12 protein-coding genes are annotated in these 21,246 nt (G+C 68.4%); 7 read left to right on the forward strand and 5 right to left on the reverse strand.

All coding sequences use genetic code 11. The annotated features are described in order from the left end of the window. The first annotated feature begins 727 nt into the window (after positions 1-727). Both AC16DP_RS44780 and AC16DP_RS44785 read left to right on the forward strand, forming a co-directional pair. Positions 728-1,786: a DUF1521 domain-containing protein gene (locus AC16DP_RS44780; RefSeq protein ID WP_329729079.1), complete on the forward strand. Its 1,059-nt coding sequence runs from the start codon at positions 728-730 to the stop codon at positions 1,784-1,786. A gap of 75 nt (positions 1,787-1,861) precedes the next feature. Further along, entirely contained in the window at positions 1,862-2,356 is a 495-nt protein-coding gene (locus AC16DP_RS44785) for a tetratricopeptide repeat protein (protein WP_329729080.1), read from the forward strand. A 20-nt stretch (positions 2,357-2,376) separates the two neighbouring features. On the opposite strand, the gene AC16DP_RS44790 is transcribed toward AC16DP_RS44785, so the two are convergent. Next, on the reverse strand, positions 2,377-2,988 hold the full coding sequence (locus AC16DP_RS44790) for a class I SAM-dependent methyltransferase (protein WP_329729081.1): 612 nt from the start codon (positions 2,986-2,988) through the stop codon (positions 2,377-2,379). A 139-nt stretch (positions 2,989-3,127) separates the two neighbouring features. On the opposite strand from AC16DP_RS44790, the gene AC16DP_RS44795 reads away from it, so the two are divergent. Next, on the forward strand, positions 3,128-3,571 hold the full coding sequence (locus AC16DP_RS44795) for a tetratricopeptide repeat protein (RefSeq protein WP_329729082.1): 444 nt from the start codon (positions 3,128-3,130) through the stop codon (positions 3,569-3,571). A gap of 113 nt (positions 3,572-3,684) precedes the next feature. Beyond that, a complete protein-coding gene (gene sctV, locus AC16DP_RS44800; protein WP_329729083.1) occupies positions 3,685-5,814 on the forward strand; it encodes a type III secretion system export apparatus subunit SctV in 2,130 nt (709 codons plus the stop codon). Between the two features lie 65 nt (positions 5,815-5,879). Here the strand turns inward: sctV and AC16DP_RS44805 are convergent, their stop codons facing one another. Together AC16DP_RS44805 and AC16DP_RS44810 are read right to left on the reverse strand one after the other, a co-directional pair. Further along, on the reverse strand, positions 5,880-6,992 hold the full coding sequence (locus AC16DP_RS44805; protein ID WP_329729084.1) for an FHA domain-containing protein: 1,113 nt from the start codon (positions 6,990-6,992) through the stop codon (positions 5,880-5,882). Positions 6,993-7,025: 33 nt separating this feature from the next. After that, on the reverse strand, positions 7,026-8,081 hold the full coding sequence (locus tag AC16DP_RS44810) for a tetratricopeptide repeat protein (RefSeq protein WP_329729085.1): 1,056 nt from the start codon (positions 8,079-8,081) through the stop codon (positions 7,026-7,028). A 114-nt stretch (positions 8,082-8,195) separates the two neighbouring features. On the opposite strand from AC16DP_RS44810, the gene AC16DP_RS44815 reads away from it, so the two are divergent. Next, positions 8,196-8,711, forward strand: coding sequence for an outer membrane beta-barrel protein (locus AC16DP_RS44815; protein WP_329729086.1), 516 nt, complete (start codon positions 8,196-8,198; stop codon positions 8,709-8,711). Here AC16DP_RS44815 and AC16DP_RS44820 read toward each other — a convergent pair. Next, positions 8,708-9,511: an RDD family protein gene (locus tag AC16DP_RS44820; protein WP_329729087.1), complete on the reverse strand. Its 804-nt coding sequence runs from the start codon at positions 9,509-9,511 to the stop codon at positions 8,708-8,710. The two genes, AC16DP_RS44815 and AC16DP_RS44820, sit on opposite strands and share 4 nt — an antisense overlap. Positions 9,512-9,660: 149 nt before the next feature. On the opposite strand from AC16DP_RS44820, the gene AC16DP_RS44825 reads away from it, so the two are divergent. Then, entirely contained in the window at positions 9,661-10,791 is a 1,131-nt protein-coding gene (locus AC16DP_RS44825; protein ID WP_329729088.1) for a hypothetical protein, read from the forward strand. Positions 10,792-10,803: 12 nt separating this feature from the next. On the opposite strand, the gene AC16DP_RS44830 is transcribed toward AC16DP_RS44825, so the two are convergent. Next, the gene (locus AC16DP_RS44830) at positions 10,804-13,371 is read right to left on the reverse strand and encodes a hypothetical protein (protein WP_329729089.1); all 2,568 of its coding nucleotides are present in this window, start codon (positions 13,369-13,371) and stop codon (positions 10,804-10,806) included. A 465-nt stretch (positions 13,372-13,836) separates the two neighbouring features. On the opposite strand from AC16DP_RS44830, the gene AC16DP_RS44835 reads away from it, so the two are divergent. Further along, positions 13,837-21,201 (forward strand): Kelch repeat-containing protein, encoded by a 7,365-nt coding sequence (locus AC16DP_RS44835; protein WP_329729090.1) that lies wholly within the window; start codon positions 13,837-13,839, stop codon positions 21,199-21,201. Positions 21,202-21,246: the final 45 nt, after the last annotated feature.

Here is a 21,246-nt window from a genome sequence, read left to right on the forward strand (position 1 = left end):
TGCAGAAGGAGCAGGAGCTGACCCAGCTCATCACGCAGATGATGAAGCAGATGCACGAGATGGCGATGTCCGTCATCCGCAACATCGGCGGCTGATAGAGCGCCAGAGGCGAATAGAGCCCCTGGCAATCGGGTAGTCCGAGCCGGTCTCGCGGTCCTCGATAAGAGGGCTCGCGGGACCGGTTTCGTTTTTTGGGGCCTCGCGTCCGCACTTCCCCCTGGTGGCCGCTGCGCGTCTCCTCCGCGGCTGCCTGCCCCGGAAAATGCTCCGGAAAATCCCCGGGAAATTCCGAAGAGGCGATGGCGCGCACCTGGAGCTCCCTCCTCGGAGGATGAATCACCTGCTCGCGCTCCACCGATGCGCCATCGTCCACGGCCTCGGCGGAAGATGGAGCGCCAGTCAGCCAGGCATCCCGAACGGCCTCGCGGGGCCCCTCTCCAGAGAGGGCCGGGCGGGGCCGGTTTCGTTTGGAGCCTCCTTTTCCCGGGGTGCCGGGCTTGACGGCCTCCCGACCCGTGGTTTCCACTCGCGACCCTGGGGGACGGCAGGGGCTTCCTGGGCGGAAAAATCAATTCCGTAAGTCCACAGGAAACCTTTGGTGGGGTGGCTCGATAATGGAAATAACTGAAGCACAGCGGGCGGCGCTTCGGCGCCACCCCCACAACCCGAAGTTCTGACCTGGTGCGAAGAGCCTTCTGCGCGCCTGAGAAAGAAAGGACGAAACATCATGTCGACCAAGATCGGTGGTTCTCCGAACCCTGTGACCACGGCCCGGACCACGACGGCCGAACTGCAGACCCTGGGTGCCACCAAGGACGCCGGCCAGGTTCAGACCACGGCCGCCACCACGGCCGCCAACGCCGCCAACAACACGGTCGAGACCGATGTGTTCCGCACCGACCGGTCCATCATGGACATCTTCCGCTCGGTCGTCGGCAACGGTGGTCCCGCCACCCCCACCCCTCCGGCTCCCTCGGACTCCTCCCACCCCTCCGGCAGCCTGAAGACGGACTCCAAGGGCGTCATCACCACCCCCGGCGGCTACAAGATCGAGGCCACCAGCCAGTTCGAGTGGAAGATCACCGGTCCGGACGGCAAGAACACCCGCGTCTGGGGCGACCCGCACGTGGACGAGGGTGACGGTGGCAAGTGGGACTTCAAGCGCGACAGCACCTTCGTGCTCGGCGACGGCACCCGCATCAACTGCACCACCGCCCCCTACGGCAACGGCATGACGGTCTCCGCCAAGCTGGAGATCATCTCCGGCAACGACCGCGTGCAGGTCACCGACATCGACAAGGGCAAGGGCAAGACCGGCCCCGTCACCCAGGACGGCTTCGCCAACGTCAACAGCTTCGGTGGCAAGGACGTGTTCGTCATGGGCAAGGAGACCGACGACTGGTCCTTCACCGGCAAGGAGATCATCGGCAGCAACAACGGCGGCGAGTCCTTCAAGCTCGGCAACGACCTGGCCCCCGGCACCACCAAGCCCACCACCAAGCCGGGCGACACCACCAAGCCGGGTGGCTTCCTCGGCAAGCTCGGCGACCTCTTCAAGCAGATGTCCAAGCTGTTCGACACCCTGCGCAAGCTCACCGAGAAGCTCGAGAAGCACAACCCCTTCGAGCGCCCCACCACCAACGGCCCGCGCGGTGGCTGCTGGGTGGATCGCCGCCAGAGCACCCTGAAGAACAGCTTCGAGGACATCGGCCGCATGCTGGACAAGTGGTCGTCCCTGAGCGACCTCACCCGGAGCATCAACCAGAACCGCTTCCGGACGTTCTGAGCTCTGGTCTAGACTCATCGGGCGGGAGGGTCGTGCGCGGCCCTCCCGTCTTTTTTTTTCCCCACAGGTGCTCCCGTGAGCAATACCCCGCAGAAGCCCGCCGGTACCACGCGCGTCATCTCGGAAGAGCTCGGTGAAAAGCTCGTCGTCGGAGAGATCACTCCGGCCGAGTTCCTCGGCCTGTCCCAGGAGATGCTCTACCAGATCGCCACGCGCGGTCACGACCTGCTCAAGACCGGCAAGCTCCAGGACGCCCTGGACATCTTCAAGGGTCTGGTGGCGGCCTCCCCCTACGACAGCGTCTTCCACTGCAACCTGGCGTCGACCTACGCCCACCTGGAGCAGTACGCCGAGGCCAAGGAGGAGTACTCCCGGGCGCTCGAGCTCAACATCGCCAACGTGGACGCCCTGGTGGGCCGCAGCGAGCTGCTGCTGCGCGAGGGCAACGTGGATGGGGCGCTCCAGGACATCCATACCGCGCTGAAGCTGGATCCCGAGGCCAAGCGCGAGAACACCAGGCGCGCCCGCGCCACCCTGACCATGCTGCAGAAGGCGGGGAAGGCGAAGTAACCCCGCCGCACGGCAGGGGCCTACCGGCGCTTGTACACCGCTGCGAGCGCCGAGCCCCAATCCGTCTTCATCACCTTCATCTTCTGGAAGACGAGCTCGGGGGAGGCCAGCGTCTGTCCGGCCATGATGACCCTCGCGCCCGGCTTGAGCTCCTCCAGCTTGTGGGTGAGCTTGCCCATCAGCTCCGGCCCGTAGCAGGTGCCATGCGCGAACAGCACGTCGGCCTCGGAGAGGTCCTCCACCAGGAAGTCCCCATCGATGAAGTCGATGCGCTGCTCCTGGTGCTCCGGCCCCAGGCGGGGGCGGATCTCCGCGTTGTAGTGGCTGAGCACCCTGCGGGCCGCGTCCCCCAGTCCGGGGAGCAGCTCGATGCCCACCACCCGGCGGAACGGGAAGGCGAGCGCCGCCAGCAGGGTCGCCTTGCCCGTCCCCGAGCCCAGGTCGAAGAACACCTCGCCCGCCTGCGGCGCGGCCGCGAGCATCACGTCATGGAAGGCCGTGGGAATCACCTCCCCGTAGGTGGTGGCCGCCTCCTGCTTTCCCAACCGCTCCTTCTCCTGCCGGGCGATGTCGTAGCCGGAGAAGCCCGAGTACAGCTGCTCGAAGATTTCCTGCGCGCGCGCGAGTTCCATGCGCCCCATCTTACGGAAGGTCCGTCCCGGGAGGACGTTCCTGTGAGACCTGTCCTGTAATTCCGGTAGGGAGCTTCCGTCGGTTCGGAGGCTCGTAGTAGCATCCAGGTTGACTTCTTCCGTCCTGTCCCCACCCACCATGGCGAACTCCGATCCCGAAGTCTCCACGCCCGACCTGCTCCAGCACGCGATGCAGGGCTTCCAGATGTACGAGCAGGGGCGCTACGACGAGGCTCGTGTCATCTTCCAGGAGCTCTCGGCGTTGGATCCCACGGAGGGCTACTACCGCACGGCCCTGGGAGCCACCTGTCTGGCGGTGGACGAGCTCGACGAGTCGCTGGGGCACTTCAACGAGGCCATCCGCCTCAATGACTCGGACACCGCGGCGTTGATCAACCGCGGCGAGGTCCACCTGCGCCTGGGCAACATCCTGGAAGCCGTCCATGACTTCACCCGCGTGGTGGACCTGGATCCGGAGAACAAGGATCCCCTGACCGAGCGTGCGCGTGTCCTGGCCGCGGCGGCGCGCCAGAGCGCCGAAGAGGCCCAGCGGGATGACGCCGGGGGCGAGTCCCAGGAGTAGGGGGCGCACCCGGCCGGTGGCGCGGGCCGGCTCGCCTGGCCGCATGCTCGTGGCGGATGGCGAGGGGTGGAGACTTGGGAAAGTAAGCGGGTTTCGCTAGGCTCGCGGACTGAATGTCCGCCCAGAGCAACAGCAACAGCTTCCTGTCCAAGTACTCCGACATCGTCCTGGCGTGCGTGGTGGTGGCCATCATCGGGATGATGATCGTCCCGCTGCCGCCCATGCTGCTGGACGTGCTGCTCACCTTGAACATCAGCATCTCGGTGGTGCTGCTGCTCATCTCCCTGTACGTGCCCCAGGCGCTGCGGCTGTCGGTGTTCCCGACGCTGCTGCTCATCACCACGATGTACCGGCTGGCGCTCACCATCTCCACGACGCGCCTCATCCTGCTCACGGGCGATCCGGGCGAGGTGGTCGAGGCCTTCGGTCACTTCGTGGTGGCCGGCAACATGGTCGTCGGTCTGGTCATCTTCGTCATCCTCGTCATCGTCAACTTCATCGTCATCTCCAAGGGCAGCGAGCGCGTCGCCGAAGTGGCCGCGCGCTTCACCCTGGACGCCATGCCCGGCAAGCAGATGTCCATCGACGCGGACCTGCGCGCCGGCTCCATCGACCAGGAGGAGGGCAAGCGCAAGCGCCGAGACCTGGAGCGCGAGAGCCAGCTGTTCGGCGCCATGGACGGCGCCATGAAGTTCGTGAAGGGCGACGCCATCGCCAGCATCATCATCACCGTCATCAACATCGTCGGTGGCCTCGTCATCGGCGTGATGCAGAAGGGCATGGAGGTGGGCGCCGCCGCGCAGAAGTACACGCTGCTCACCATCGGTGACGGTCTGGTCGGAATGATCCCCGCCATCCTCATCTCCACCTGCGCCGGTATCATCGTGACGCGCGTGGGCGGCGACGAGGAGGGCAACCACCTGGGCAAGGACGTGGGCGCGCAGCTGACCGCCTACCCGAAGGCCATCGCCATCGCCGCGGGCATGCTCCTGGTGCTCGGCCTCATCCCCGGTCTGCCCAAGATTCCCTTCTTCCTGCTGGCCGCCGGTGCCGGCTACGGCTCCTGGAAGATGCTGAAGAAGGAGGAGGCGGTGGCGGCGGGCGAGGCGGCGGGCCTCACCGGCGAGACCCCCGAGGGCGAGGTGCCCGCGGCCACCGAGCCGCAGCCCAAGGAGGCCATCAACCCGGACTCCGAGCTCTTCATCCCCGTCGTCACGCCCATCGTCCTGGAGGTCTCCGACGCCCTGGTGCCCTACGTGGACTCGCGCCAGGACAACGGCAAGTTCCTCTTCGAGCTCATCCCCTTCATGCGCGACGGCCTCTTCGTGGAGATGGGCGTGCGCTTCCCGGGCGTGCGCGCCCGCGGCAACTCGAACCTGCCTCCCGGCGCCTACCAGATTCAAATCAACGAAGTCCCCGTGGTGACGGGCCAGGCCACCCTGGGCCACGTGCTCGTCAACGACACGGTGGAGCGCCTGAAGCTGATGAACATCCAGGGCTTCGAGGCCGTCAACCCCGCCACCCGTCAGGCCGCCGCGTGGGTCCCCGAGCAGCACAAGGACACGCTCGAGGCCGCCGGTCTCACCACCTGGGATGTGCCCGGCTACATCATCCTCCACCTGGCCGCCGTGCTGCGCCGCCAGGCGCGCGAGTTCATCGGCGTCCAGGAGACGCAGTCGATGCTCGACCAGCTGGAGAAGGCCTTCCCCGCCATCGTCAAGGAAGTGGTGCCCAAGGTCGTCACCGTGCTCAAGCTCACGGACATCCTCGGGCGCCTCGTGGAGGAGGAGATCTCCATCCGCGACCTGCGCGGCATCCTCCAGTCCCTGGCCGAGTACGGCCAGGTCGAGGCCGACAACGTCATGCTCACCGAGCACGTGCGCTCCAGCCTGCGGCGCTACGTGTCCCACAAGTTCGCCCGCGGCACGGGCACGCTCGTGGTCTACCTGTTGGATCCGCAGATTGAAGAGGCCATCCGCGGCTCCATCAAGCGCACCTCCGCCGGTACCCACCTGGCCCTCGAGCCGGACATCGCCCAGGAGATCGTCCAGGCCGTGAAGTCCGAGTGCGGCCACCTGCCGCCCAGCGCGCAGCGCCCCGTCATCCTCACCGCCATGGACATCCGGCGCTACGTCCGCAAGCTGCTCGAGTACGAGTTCAACCCGCCCTTCTCCGTCGTCAGCTTCCAGGAGCTGTCCCCCGAGCTGAACATCCAGCCGGTGGCCCGTATCTCCATCCGGTAAGGGGGGAACCCGGGTACTCCCGATACCCTCACCCCGACCCTCTCCCGGTGGGAGAGGGAGTTGGCTCAGACGCCCACGAACAGGGCGATCAGCACGCCCACCGCCATCAGGAAGATCACTCCCAGCGCCACCAGCGGGATGTAGCGCTTCACGTCCAGCCCGGATACCTCGTCCTCCGGCTCCTTGCGGCGTACGGGTGGCGGAGGCGCGGGCCTCACCGGCTCCTCCACGGCAGGCTCAGGCTCCGCGACCGGTTCCGGCTCGGGCTGGGCCGCGGCTTCCTGCCCGGCCGCCGGCTCCTCTGCGGCGGCCTCCTGCTCGGGCTCCGGTGACTCGTCCGCGGGCTTCTCCGTGGACGCCGCGGAACGCTTCCCCGACGGCGTGCGCTCGCGCGTGGCCGGCAGCGGGTGCGTCTTCGCGCTGGGCTCGCCGTCCGGCGTGGCCACCACCGGCGCCGCCAATGCCTCGGCCTGCTCCTCCGGCGCCTCGGACGGGCAGACGTAGACGAAGCGGACTCCTCCCACCTCCAGCTCGTCCCCGTCCTTGAGCGTCTTGCGGTTGATGCGCTTGCGGTTGACCTTGATGCCGTTGCGGCTGCCCAGGTCCTCCACGTGCGTGCCGGACCAGTCGCGCCGCACCTTCACGTGCCGGCGGGAGATCAGATCGTCCCGGAAGATGACGTCCGCCGAGTCGTCCCGGCCGATGGTGAACTCCTGCGCGTCGTTGACCTCCAGCCGCTCGCCCTCGCGCGGGCCGTTCATCACCCGCAGGTAGCGCTCCTCGCCACCCGACAGGCCCCGCATCACGTCCTTCACCATGTTGCGGGCCACGAAGGACGTCTTCTGCGACTCCACGTCGTGTGGCAGATCCGCCACCTTGTCGAAGCGCACGTCGAACTGCGCGATGACGATCACGTCACCGTTGCGCAACAGCCGCTTCTCGCCCTTGGGCAGCGGCTTGCCGTTCACCTGGGTGCCGTACGCACTGCCCAGATCCTCCAGGAAGAAGAGGTTGCCCTCCTGGGTGATGCGCGCATGGCTGCGCGACACGGCCTGCTGCGCCAGCACCACCTGGCAGCCCTTGTCGCGGCCCAGGGTGATGACGGCATCGTCCAGGACGAGCTCGGTGGGTTTGGCACCGGCTTCACTGCTCTGCTTGACCGTTAGCCTGACGCTCATCGCGATGGCGGGGGGCGGGGTTCCGGGCGCACGCTAGTACGACTTCGCGCTGAGGAACTTTTCGCACGTCTCCGACTCCGTGGGGAAATCCTCCACCGAGCCGTACTTGAGGAAGTTCTTGCACGCAACCTCCGCGTGCTGGCGCTTCTGGCCGGTCGAGTAGATCTCGAACAGTCCGTAGTGGCAGGGGGCGTACTTGCCATCGCGCTTGAGGCACTCCTTGTAGGTGCGCTCCTCGTCGGCCAGCAGCCCCTCGTCCTTGTACTTGCGCGCCAGCACGAAGAGGGACTCCGCGCTGTTCTCCGCCTTCTGCGTGTCGCGGAACTGCTTGAGGCCCGAGTCGACCAGGGCCGCCTTCTTCCGGGCGATGGTCAGGTTGTTGAGGCACACCGCGTGATCCGGCTTGATCGCCACACAGCTGGCGAAGGACTCCACGGCCTCCGCGTAGCGGGACAGCTCCATCTGCACCGCGCCCAGGTTGTTCCACCAGTCGGGGTTCAGGTTGGGCGCCAGTTGCACGGACTTCATCATCTCCGCCGCGGCCTCATCCAGGCTGCCCTGGCGGTAGCGGATGATGCCCAGGTCATGGTGGGCCTGCGCGTTGTTGGGATCCACCACCAGCAGCGTGAGGAACTCCTTCTCCGCCCGGTCCAGCTTGTTCAGGTTGATGAAGGTGAGCCCCAGGTTGTAGCGGGCCTCCACGTAGTCCGGGTTGACCTTCAGCGCGCGCTGGAAGCTGTCGTGGGCCTTTCCGTAGGCCTGCTCGTCCAGGTACAGCTTGCCCAGGTTCATGTACGAGGCGGCGTGATCCTGGTTGAAGCGGATGGCCTTGATGAAGTGCTCGCGCGCCAGCTTCTTGTTCCCCGAGTACATGGCGATGAGGCCCTTGTTGGCCCACAGGTCCGCGTACTGGGGAGCGAACTCCAGGCCCAGGTCGCAATACACCTCGGCCTGCTTGAGGTCTCCCCTGGCGATCTCCTGCGTGCACAGCTCGTTGTTCACGAGGGCCCGGTCGGACGGAGGCGGGGTGGTGACGCAGGCGGAGGCCAGCAGCAGGGGGATGGCGAGGGCGGAGCGGAGGGAACGCATGACGGGGTGGGAGTGTAGGAGAGGCCCCCCTCCCGGATCAACGCCCCCCGGCCCGGAGTTTCCGTGCGGTTTCAGTGGTTTAGCCGCCACCCGGGGACGCTAGAGTCCGGGCCCATGCGCTCGTTCCTGCTCGCCCTCGGCCTCTCGGTGGCCCTCTTCGCGGCCGCCCCCGCCCACGCCCAGTTCGCCAACCGCAGCCTCGGCCTGTCGCTGGGCTACATGAACTTCAACAACACGGCCAGCCTCAACAGCACCGCGTTCATCGGCTTCGACGCCACCCTCTACATCGAGAGCGGCTTCGAGGCCGTCTCGCTGACGAAGATCTCCTTCCCGGAGGATCCCATCACCGGCAAGCGGGTGGTGGGCCTGGCCCCGTCGCTCGGCATCCGCTACCTCTTCTTCGAGGAGTCCATCCGGCCCTACGTGGGCGCGGACCTGAGCTACCTGCACGTCTTCAAGGAGCAGGGCGAGTCGAACTTCTTCGGCGTCGGCCCCAACGTGGGTATCGAGTTCTTCGTGTCGGACTCCATCAGCCTGGGCGCCCGGGGGCAGTTCAACGCCTACCTGTCGCTGTCGGAGCGGGTGCAGACGTCGCTCATCCTGTCGGCGAGCGCGTCCGTCTACTTCTAGTCCCAGGCCACCGCACGCACCGTGCCCCTCGGCCGTGCGCCGGGGGAGGGCAGCAGGGCCGTGGCCACCAGCAGCGTCCACTTCTCGTCCGAGAGGTGGGCCGGCTTCTCCAGGGCCAGCAGCTCCTGCAGCTTCGTGGCGAGCGCGGAGAAGAGGCGCAGGCGGGCCTCCATCCGCAGCTCCTCGCGCCGCAGGGCCGCGGAGAGCACCAGCTCCCGCGCCTCGGCGCTCAGCCGCTTCACCCGGGAGACGAAGAGGGGATCCGCCAGCAGCCCCTCGTCCACGGAGGCCTCGAGGGCCGAGGGCGCCTTGAGGCGGCGCTCGCGCACCACGATGGTGCCGGCGAGCATGTCCCCCAGCCGCTGCTGCGAGCCGGACAGCAGCGCCGTCACCCCGCCCACCAGGTAGAAGAAGGGCAGCCTGTCCACCGGCCGCGCCAGGTTGCGCAGCGCGGCATGGTAGAAGCCGATGCGCACGCCGCTCTGCTGGATGACGCGCAGGCCCATCACCCGCTTGCCCACCGTCTGCCCGCTCCAGGCCGTCTCCAGGGCGATGCCGTAGCCCCAGTCCACCAGGAAGTAGAGGACGAACCCCAACGCGCTGGCGAAGCCGGGGAAGGCCAGCATCGTCACGCTCAGCCCGAGGAGGAGGGTCATGGTGAGGCCCGCGACGAGCAGCGCGTCCATCAGCCACGCGAGGAAGCGCGCGTAGAGGCCCGCGAGCGTGAAGCGGAATTCCACGTACTCGGGCGTGAGCACGGTGTGGGTGCCGTCGAGGAGGGTGTCGGGCGTGTCCGTCACGCGCCCCAGTCTAGGCGCGCGGAGCCCTCGTGGGCACGTGCCGCTGAATAATTCCGGCGGCTCGACGTCCTGAGTGCCATCCAAGACAATCCCGCAGCACGAGGTGGGCTCGAGGGCCCACCCGCATCCCCTGGGAGGGGGGTTTCCCCATGCGCTTTGGTTCCCGCAGTCTCGCCGCCGCTCTGGTGCTGTTCGCCTCTGGCTCCGCTTCCGCCGTGGAGCTCAACTATCAGTGGAAGAAGGGGGACGTGCACCGCTTCCAGTACGAGGATGACTCGACCATCGAGATGAAGATGCCCGGCGGCATGGGCGCGATGCCCGGCATGGGCATGCAGATGCCCGGCATGGAGATGGGCAAGGGCGGCATGAACGTGCGCATGAAGGTCCAGTCCGTCTTCAGCCAGAAGGTGCTCTCCGTCCGTCCGGACGGCACCGCCGAGGTGGAGCTCACCCTGGAGAAGATGGAGCTGGTCGGCGCCGACAAGCGCGTCACCACCATCGACAACATTCCCCCCGCCGCCAAGAAGGTGAAGGCGGAGGTGGATCGCAAGGGCCACGCGAAGTTCTTCAAGATGGTGACGGTCTACATCCAGGAAGGCCGCACCGTGGTGGGCGTGCACGACCTGAAGGCCGGGCCCAAGGGCGCCAGCGCCTCGATGACCGCGGGTGACACGCGCGTGGACGTGGTGGCCGCGGTGGATCCGAAGAGCGGCACCGTCTCCCTGGCCATGACGGAGAAGAAGGCGCCGCCTCCCGCGCTCAAGGCCGTGAAGATCAAGGAGGAGGATCCCTCCGTGGACGTCCTGCCGAAGCAGATCTTCGACATGATGGTGCTCCCCGAGGGCGACATGGCGCCGGGCGGCCGCTACGAGGTGACCACCCCCATGGGCGCCATGGCGACGACGCTCGGGGAGATCGAGAACAACATGGCCCAGCTGCGCACCACCGTGGCCCAGAAGACCGAGGTCCCCGCCGAGGCGGCCGGGGAGAGCGAGCTCGGCGGCGCCGACGTGGAGTCCGGTGACGAGGACCAGGGCGGCGCCCAGGCCATGGGTGGCATGAACATGGGCGGCGGCATGAACATGGGCGGCGGCAAGCCGGGCCAGGGCGGCGGCGCGGGCGGGGCCATGGGCATGAACGTGGACGTGGACGTGACCAGCGGCTTCGACGTGGCGGCCGGCCGGCTCGTCCGCATCGAGGGCACCCAGGTCATGGACCAGTCCATGGGCGGCATGGGCGGCATGAAGGTCCGCTCGCGCTTCTCCCTGCAGCGGCTGTAATCGGGCCTCGCGTCAGCGGGTCCGGCGCCACTCCGAGGCGTGGTGCCGCGCGAAGAGCCGGCCCACGCCGTGCTCGTCCACGAGCTCCCAGACTCCCATCCCGCCCTTGCGCTCGAGTCCCTTGAACATCACCCGGCCGGCGAAGCGGAACACCTCCGCCAGCTCGCCAGTCGGGTGGAAGCCCACCGTCAGCTTCAGGGGCTCGGGCGGGAAGAAGTAGCGCTGGTGGAGCTCCGGGTGCAGCGTCCGCGGCTCCACCTCGAGCTGGCGGAAGAAGCGCTGATCCCCCAGCGTCTCCTGGTAGGCCAGCAGCGTCTCCTCGGAGACCGCGACGCCCGCGTTGTAGATGTCTCCCGGCGCGTCCTCTCCCTGCTTCGCGGCGTCCTCCAGCGCGTCCCGGAGCGATTGCTCCAGCGCCCGTCTCGCTGCCTCCATGTCGCCGGCCTTCAGCGCCGCGCGGGCCTCGGCCTCGGCGGAGTAGGGCACGTGCACGGACAACGGCGCGCCCACGAACACCAGCCACGGGTGGGCCAGCGCGGGATTGCCCCGCCGCTGCCGCTCCTGCGCGAGCAGCGCGTCCGCCTTCGCCCTCGCCGCCCCCGAGCGCGCCGTGCCCCGGGCGCTCTCGTTGATGCGATCCGCGATGGCCACCTTGGAGAGGCCGAACACGTCGTCCTCCAGGGTGATGACCAGCGGCGCCGGGCCGTACGAGACGAATACGCCCGCCTCCAGGCCCTCGCCCCGGCCTCGTGCCAGCGCCCCCTCCTTCTCCCGCTGGATGATGGCGCGCACGCCCGGACGGGCCGCTTGCAGCTTGCGCTCGTACTCCTCCTCGATGGCCTTCAGCCCCGCCTCCACCTGCTCGCGGGAGATGGCCTGGGCCAGGCGCTTCTCGTAGGACACCAGCTGGCGGCGGATTCCCACCGCGAGCGTCACCAACCGGTCCACCGTCCCGCTCAGCGAGAGCGCGTCTCCGAGCAGGTTGTTGACCGAGACGCCGCCCCGGTCGGACAGCTGGGACATGCCCCCGTAGAGCGCCTTCGCGTCCGCGAGGATGGGCAGGTAGAACTCCCGCCGCAGGAAGTCCGCCATCGCCGCGCCGCCGAGCAGCTGCGTGCGCCGGGTGAAGTCCTTCACGTCCACGAACAGGTGCGCCACCGGGGCGCTCACCGCCGAGCGCAGCAGGGGCCCCTGTCTCGTGGACAGCAGGTAGAGCCGCCCGGCCTGGTACTCCGCCTCCAGCCCGCCCTCCACCTCCTCGCCGGTGCGTGCCTCCATCATGCGCCGCAGCGGGAACAGGGAGCGCTCCAGCCAGAGGTCGCAGACGAACGCCGTGGCGGCCCTCGCGTAGCAGGCGTGGGCCCTGGCGCGCGCGAGCCCCGCGGCCGCCGCGGGCTCCTTGGGCGAGTACTCCTTGAGCCGGGCCGCCAGGTCGTTCAGCGCCTCGGCCGGCGGGCCCTTCAGCGTCTCCGCGTAGGTGCGCAGCTCCTTCGTCAGGTGCTTGCGCTCCTTGTCCTCGGCGAGCAGGGCCGTCAGCTCGGCCGGGCGTGTGGCGAGCGCCCGCAGGTACTCCGTCAGGGCCCCCTGGAAGCCGCCGCCCTCGCCGAGGCGCACCGCGCGCACCAGGGACTCGCGCAAGGCGCTCACGCCCACCGCCAGCTCGGCCCTGCGCGCCATCACGTCGTCCTTCGAGATGACCTGCTCGAGCGTGGCGCGCACCGTGTCCACCGGCAGGCCGCCGGGGTACTGGGCCACGAGCTTCTCGGCATCGGGGACTCCGGCCAGCAGCTCGCAGCCGTAGAGCGTGGAGCCACCCGTCAGCAGCAGCCGTGTGCCTCCCAGCACCGCCATGGGTCCCAGCGCGGATTCGATGCGCGCGGCGAGCTCCGGGGTGGGCTGGCCCTCACGCACCGCCCGCTCCACGCCCAGCCGCAGGGCGAGAAACAGGCCCGTGCCCGTGGCCGTCACCAGCTGGCGCTGCACCGAGGCGGGCAGCTCCAGGGTGCGCAGCGCGCCCTCCACGCCCGGCAGCAGCGAGGACAGCATCAGTGCCACCAGGGCAGGGGTCTCCTCGCGCCCGCGCGACTCCTTCATCTCCGTGAAGGCCCGCCGCATCAGCTCGATGACCAGCGCCACCAGCGAGCGTCCTCCACCTCCCGGCCCCAGCCAGGCCGCCATCACGCCACCGGGGAGCAGCGGGTGCGCGAGCGTGGCCAGGTCCGCGGTGGCTCGCGTGTCCGGGCCGCCCGTGCCCGGTGACAGCGTCGGCGGCAGCGGGGGCAGGGTGGCGTACTCCTCCACCAGCAGGAAGCGATCGAACTCCCCGGCGGAGACCAGCTCCCGGTGCCTCGACAGCAACATCACCGCGAGCTGGCGCGCGCCCTGCGAGAAGAGCGCGGCGGCCTCGGGGGTGATGTGGAAGGGCACCCGGAGCTCCGCCAGCGAGACTCCCAGCGAGAAGCGCACCCGGCCCGGGTCCAGGCGCAGCAGCTCGGACACACGTCCGTGGAACTGGCTCGCCAGCTCGAGACGGCGTTGCGCGATGGGAGAGACCACGGCCCCCTGTGCCGGCAGACTCATGGCCCCGAGTATTACACGTGCACGCTGCCTTCATCGACACCGTGCTCTCCGGCCACACTCGAGCTGCTCGGGCCGGGCCAGCCCGCTCGCCACGTCCGCCCGGCACGTGCTCGCGGTGTGACACACATCACTTCCCGCAGGTGGAGCGCATCACAGCAACGAAACAACCCCAGTGGCAACCTGGCTTCCACCCGGGCCTCAAAGGGACGCTTGGGTGAACGAGTGCTTGCGTTGGCACATCCGCCGCTGATGGGCACACGAAGGTGGAGCGTCGCCCTGGTGCGGTGCTGACCGCCCGGCTGTCCAGAGGCGCATGCGCGCTACGAGGAGGTCCGTACCATGAGCAACCCGTCGTCAAGGAGTGTTCCCCGCTTCCACGGAGAGGTGATGAGCCTCTTGCTGCTGATGTGTGTGGGGCTGGGCTGCGGCCTTCATCCCGGGGGGGAGGAGGCGCCGGAGCGTCTCATGGCCAGGAGCACGGGGGGAGAGGCGCGGCGAGGAGCGCTGCTCGAGGGATGGATGGCCCCCCTCCTGGGCGCCAGGGATTGGAGCTCCACCGGCACACTGGCCACAGCCCGCTACTGGCACACGGTGACGCGATTGCCCTCCGGCAAGGTGCTGGTCACCGGAGGCCTGGGCGTGAACGGCGCTCCCTCCGAGGAGGAGGTATACGACCCGGAGGAACGGGCGTGGAGCCTCACGGGCGCTCTGGGGACGGCCCGCTATCACCACACGGCGACGCTGTTGCCCTCGGGCAAGGTGCTGGTCACCGGCGGCCTGGGCGCCAGCGGCTCCCTCGATAGCGCGGAGGTGTACGACCCGGCTACGGGCCTGTGGAGTACCACGGGCTCCCTGGCCCAGGACCGCTCCCATCACACGGCGACGCTGTTGCCCTCGGGCAAGGTGCTGGTCACCGGCGGCCATGGCACGGACGGATACCTCGACAGCACGGAGGTGTACGACCCGGCCACTGGAACGTGGAGCCCGGCGGACGTTCTGGCCACCGCCCGCCGGTATCACACGGCGACGCTGTTGCCCTCGGGCAAGGTGCTGGTCACTGGAGGCACGGGCCCCGGCGGCGCCCTCGACAGCGCGGAGGTGTACGAGCCGGCCACGGGGACGTGGAGCTCCACGGGCTCCTTGACGACGCGCCGCGGCGGCAATCACACGGCGACGCTCTTGCTTTCAGGCAGGGTGCTGGTCACTGGCGGCACGGGTACCAGCGGCGTCCTTGGCAGCGCGGAGGTGTACGACCCGGCCACGGAGACGTGGAGCCCCACGAACCCGCTGGCCCAGGGCCGTTCCAGTCACACGGCGACGTTGTTGCTGTCGGGCAAGGTGCTGGTCACCGGAGGCATTGGCGCCGGCGCCCTCCACGGCGCGGAGGTGTATGACCCGGCCACGGGGACGTGGACCCCGGCGGACTCCCTGGCCCAGGCGCGTTATCACCACGCGGCGACGCTGTTGTTGTCGGGCAAGGTGCTGGTCACCGGAGGCTATGACAGCAGCGGCTATCTCGACAGCACGGAGGAATACGAACCGGCCACCGGGTTGTGGAGCAGCACGGACGCCCTGGCCATGGCGCGTCATGGGCACACGGCGACACGGTTGGCCTCGGGCAAGGTGCTGGTCACTGGAGGCACCGGTACCAGCGGCTCCCTCGACAGGGCGGAGGAGTATGACCCGGCCTCGGGGACGTGGCGCACCACGGGCGCACTGACGACGACTCGCGCCACACACACGGCGACGTTGTTGGCCTCGGGCAAGGTGCTGGTCACCGGAGGCTCTGGCACGGGCGGCTTCCTCGGCAGCACGGAGGAATATGACCCGGAGGCACGGACGTGGAGTACCAGGGGCGCGCTGATGACGACCCGCAGGTACCATACGGCGACGGTGTTGGCCTCGGGCCAGGTGCTGGTCACCGGAGGCTCCGGCACGGGCGGCTACCGCAACAGCGCGGAGGTGTATGACCCGGCCACGGGGGCGTGGAGCCCCACGGGCGCTCTCGCCACGGAGCGGGACAAGCACACGGCGACGCTGTTGCCCTCGGGCAAGGTGCTGGTCACCGGAGGCTTCAACGCGATCAGTGGCGAGCTCGACAGCGTGGAGGGGTATGACCCGGCCACGGGGACGTGGAGCGCCACGGGCCCGCTGACCCAGAAACGCTCCAGCCACACGGCGACGCTGTTGCCCTCGGGCCAGGTGCTGGTCACCGGAGGCCAGGCCTCGGGTGTCTCCCTCACCAGCGCGGAGGTGTACGACCCGGCCACGGAGACGTGGAGCGCCACGGGTGCTCTCGCCACCGCGCGCTCCCACCACACGGCGACGCTGTTGCCCTCGGGCAAGGTCCTGGTCGCCGGAGGCAATGGCCCGGGCGGCCGCGTCACCAGCGCGGAGGTGTACGACCCGGCCACGGGGACGTGGAGCCCGGCGGGCTCTCTGGCCACGGGCCGCGGCGAGCACATGGCGACGCTGTTGCTCTCGGGCCAGGTTCTCCTCACCGGAGGCAATGGCCCGGGCGGCCCCCTCGCCAGCGCGGAGGTGTACACATCGCCAGGGGCCTCCGGTTTGGATGCGGATCTCGCCGTGGCTCGAACGGAGGCCATGGCGGTGCTGTTGCCCAACGGCAAGGTGCTGGTGGTTGGAGGCGCGAGCTCCAGTGGTGGCCCCCTGTCCCACGTGGAGCTCTATGACCCGGCCACCAGCAGGTGGACGGCCACGGATGAAATGAGCACGCCCCGCTCCTCCGCCACGGCGACGCTGTTGCCCTCGGGCGAGGTGCTGGTGGTTGGAGGCAGTGGCCTGGGCGGCAATGGCCTGGGGGCCGAGCGCACGGGCACGGCCTTGCGGAGCGCCGAGTTGTTCAATCCGGAGAAGAACCAATGGCGCGCCACCGGCTCACTCAACAAGGCCCGTCATTCCCACTCCGCCATCCTGTTGCCCATGGGCCGGGTGCTGGTCACTGGAGGCGTGGATGGGACGGGCCGCCCCCTCGCCAGCGCCGAGGTGTACGACCCGAGCGCCAAGGAATGGCAGCCGACGAGCCCCATGCACACGCCCCGCAAGGGCCCCCTGACCATGCAATTGCCTGGGGGGAAGGTGTTGGTGGCCGGAGGCCTGGATATGAATGACATCCCCCTCGCCAGCGCCGAGATATATGACCCGGTGGGGGGCAAATGGACGGAGACGGAACCGATGAGCACGGCTCGCGCCTCCTCCATCGTGGCGATGTTGCCCTCGGGGCACGCGTTGGTGGCCGGAGGCATCAATGATGCGAAGCGGGCCCTTTCCAGCGCCGAGGTGTACGACCCCAACCATCACGAATGGAAGATCGTGGGCTCTCTCCAGTCGGCCCGCAAGCTCCACACGGCACACCTGCTGCCCACGGGCAGGGTGTTGGTGCTGGGTGGAGCCAACGATAGCAGCGCCCTGGACGAGGTGGAGGTGTATGACCCCGCGGCCCAGGAATGGAAGATCACGTCCAGGCTGAGCAAGCCTCAAGCGGGCTCCATGTCCGTGTTGTTGCCCACGGGGCAGGTGCTGGTGATCGCGGGCAAGGACTTGGGAGGGGCGCCCTCGACCAGCACGGAGGTGTATGCCGACACGGGGGACTCCGGCTCGTCACGCCCCATTGTCGAGATACCGTCAACCCCTCTGCGGCCCAAGGCGAGCTTCGACATGTCCGCCAGGGACGCCGGGACGAAGAGTTGTGTCCCCGTGGTTGTCCGCCTCTGGCTTTCACCCTGGGGCGCGCTGAGGGATCTGCCTGTGACCTCTTCCTCGGAGGTGACCCCTTCCTCGGAGAAGTGTGTACGGCAGGTCACCCTGCCTGAGGAAACCCCGGATGGCCATCATCTGCTCTTCGTGCTGTCGAATGGCATGACCGGGGGAGGGATCCTGCATGTGGATGGGACATCGCCGGGATCGCCCGCGATGTCTGTCGTTCTCGATGAAGCCCTGGCCTCCTTTGAAGGCACCGCGGAGCCTGGCAGCGAGGTCCAGGTGTTTCTGGACGGCAGTCCGGCCGGTACACCCGTTGAGGCGAACGCCCAGGGAAATTGGAGCTTCACCCTGACGACCGAACTGAAGGGCGGGACGTACAGAGCCTGTGCCTTCGCGAAGGATGTCGCGGGAAACCTCAGCCCGCCCTCCACGAAGCATGTCTTTACCGTTCCCGACGACCCGCACCCGCCCGCGCCGCCCACGGTGAATCCGCTGAGGTTCACCAGGAAGAACAGACCCACCCTGAGCGGCACAGCCGAGCCCGCGAGTACGGTGAGCGTCTTTGTGGATGGGCTGCGGGTGAAAGATACAGCCAGGGTGGACATGCACGGGAAATGGAGCTTCGCCCTGAAGACGGAGTTGGGGGAAGGCATGCACACCCTCTCAGCTACCGCCACGGACGCGGCGGGGAACACCAGCCCCGCCTCCGAGCCGATCACCTTCACCGTGGATACGCAGGCGCCTGCCGCGCCCGAGGTGTTGGAGCTGCTGAATGGACCCGAGGTGGGCTCCCGCGGTCTCGCCATTCGCGGCAAGGCGGACAAATTCACCAAGGTGACTGTGTATCTGAACCAGGTGAATGTGGCCTCGGTCACGGCGGACATGGAGGGGCGATGGAGTCTCTCCCTCACGGAGTTGAAGGACGGGCGCTACATCCTCTTGGCGAGAGCCACGGACGAGGCGGGCAATGTCAGCGAGGCCTCCGGGGGACACGCGTTCACCATGGAAAGCGTCCCCGGCCTGGAGGACTTCCTCGTCGTGGGGGGCGGTGGTTTCGGCTGCGCGGCGGGCCCGGGGGCGCCTTCACGGGCACTGCCGGGCCTGGCGCTCCTGGCGTGGCTCCTCTTCCGCCGTACGCGTCCCCACCCCCGCGGCGGTCCGTGGACGGCCCTGGGCAGCAGAAGCCTTCTTCTCCTGGCATGCGTGTGGCTGGGCTGCCTCCCACCGGGGAGCCCGACAGCCGAGGAGCTCCACGGAGGTCCGCGTGCACGTGCGGTCTCGGGAATGGGGGGAGAGCAGCGGGCGGGCCCTGCCGTGGAGGAACTGGCCTGGAGAAACGGAGCTCGCATGAACTTCAACCGCTACAACCACACGGCCACGCTATTGCCCTCCGGCAGGGTGCTCGTCGTGGGCGGAAGCAATGACGAGGCCAGGGCCCTCATCAGCGCGGAGCTGTATGACCTGAGTACGGGAACGTGGCAATCCACTGGAAACATGCACGGCGTTCGCTACAACCACACGGCCACGCTGCTGCCCTCCGGCAAGGTGCTGGTCGCGGGAGGCCTTGATGCCAACGACACCGTGCTCAACACCTCCGAGCTATACGACCCGGCGACGGGAACCTGGGAGAGTTCCAATGGAACCATGAAGAAACCTCGCTATTTCCACACGGCCACGCTGCTGCCCTCCGGCGAGGTGCTGGTCATTGGGGGCACCACGGACGGCGTTTCCGGCCACGCCAGTGCGGAGGTCTACGATCCGGCGAGTGGTGAATGGCGCGAAAACAACCCGATGAGCCAGACGCGTTTCAAGCATACGGCGACGCTATTGCACACGGGGAGGGTGTTGGTCATCGGGGGGACCTCCGATGAAATGGAAGCACAGGAGTACGACCCGGTTCTCAACCGGTGGACGTCGGTGGGCTTGCCGGATACCAATCGTTCCGGGCACACGGCGACGCTGTTGCACTCGGGCAAGGTGCTGGTCGTTGGGGGCTCCAAGTCCAGGACTGGCGGCAGTGGCCTCGACACCGTGGAAATGTACGATCCGGATGAGCACACCTGGAACAGCGTGGCTCATCTGAGTGAGGCCCGCCTCGGGCATACAGCGACGCTGTTGCCCTCGGGCAAGGTGCTGGTCGTCGGAGGCCAGGTCGGATCGAACAGCGGCCTCCCCAGCGTGGAGGAGTTCGACCCGGAGCATTCCTCCTGGAGCCGCGGCGGCACGCTCCAGTCCGGCCGGTTCCAGCACACGGCGACGCTGCTGCCCTCGGGAAAGGTGCTGATCGCTGGGGGTTTCGAAAATGAAGCGCTCGGGAGCACGGAAGTGTACGCCCCGATGTCGGGGAGCTGGCGGGACGTGGCTCCACTGGGCACCGCTCGCTCCGGCCATACGGTGACGCCACTGCCCTCCGGCCAACTGCTGGTCACCGGGGGCTCCCTGGACGGCAACAGCTCCTCGGCGAGCGCCGAACTGTATGACCTGGTGCACGACACGTGGACTCCCACCAGTCCCCTGGGCACCGCCCGCTTCGGGCACACCGCGACGTTGCTCCCTTCCGGACGGGTGCTGGTCGCCGGGGGCGCCTCGGGCCCGGACAGCCCTCTGGACAGTGCTGAGTTGTATGACCCGGAGAGCGGCTCGTGGACGTGCGTCAGTTCCCTGGGCACCGCTCGCCTCGGGCACACCGCGACGCTGCTCGCTTCCGGTCAGGTGCTGATCGCCGGAGGCCTGACGGGTGAACATCGAGCCCTGGACAGTGCCGAGGTCTATGACCCGGTGAGCGGCTCGTGGACGTCCACCAATAATTCCCTGGGCACCGCCCGCTCCGGGCACACCGCGACGCTGCTCACTTCCGGGCAGGTGCTGATCGCCGGAGGCACCCTGGATGACGGTGACGCCCTGGATGGCGCCGAGCTGTATGACCCGGAGGCACGCTCGTGGTCCCCCACGCAGCCCTTGGGCACCGCCCGCTCTGAACACACCGCGACGTTGCTGCCCTCGGGCAAGGTGCTGGTCGCTGGAGGCAGGAATGGGAGCGCCCCTCTCTACCTCGTGGAGATCTATGACCCGGACGCGCAAGCGTGGTCGGCGCCCACCGGGCTCGAACTGGCCACGGCCCGTTACGCCCACACGGCGACGCTGCTGCCCTCCGGCCAGCTCCTGATCGCCGGGGGCACGAATGGAGACCAGGCCCTCGATAGCGCGGAGGTGTATGACCCGGCCCTGGTCGCCTGGAGCCCCACCCCGCCCCTGGGGGCGGCCCGCGCCCACCATACAGCGACGCTGCTGCCCTCCGGCCAGGTGCTGGTCGCCGGAGGCCAGACGGAGGGCCATCGCCGCCTGGACAGCGTCCAGGTCTACGAGGCCACGCCGGAGCCCGAGGACATGAACGAACGCCCCACCCTCGACGCGATCCCTCGTGCCAGGAGGCCGGGGAGCGAGCTCGCGCTCAAAGGTAGGTACCTGCACAGCCGCTCCGAGGCCAGCGGCGGCACGGCCCACAGCTCCGGCTCCACCCTCCCGCTGATCAGCCTGATGGCGGTGGAGGGAGGGGCGCTGACACGCGTCGACCAATGGGTGTCATCCTCGGACACCGCGCACACCGTCATGCTGCCCCGCGTGGGGACGGGCTACTACTTCCTGTCCGTCATGACCCATGGCGCGTCCGGAGGGCAGTTCGTGCTCGTGGACGGGACGCCCCCCGCCGCCCCGCAGGTGAACACACCCTTCCAGGATCAAAACATCTACACCACCTCGAGACCCGCGATCACCGGCACCGCGGAGCCAGGCAGCCGGGTGACTGTCCAGCTGGATGTCGAGATCGATCCAGCGCAGGAGGGGGAGCCAGCGGAGGTGGATGCCACGGGAGCGTGGAGGTACACGCCCCGTGAGCCGCTCGAGCTCGGGAGCCACACCGCCTCTGTCACGGCCACCGATGAGGCTGGCAATCGCAGCGAGCCCGCCTCTGTCGAATTCCACCTCGCTGCCCCCGTGAGTCATTACGGCTGGAGCAACTGTTCCTCCGCTCCCTCGCTTCCCGCCAACGGACTCTGGCTCGTGATGACGTTGTGTTTCATACGCCGGAGCAAGCGGACCCAGGTGTAGGGGACGCTTCCCACACCCCTGGATGTGCAGTGCGTTGTGATCCGT

This window comes from Archangium sp. (assembly GCF_057119385.1).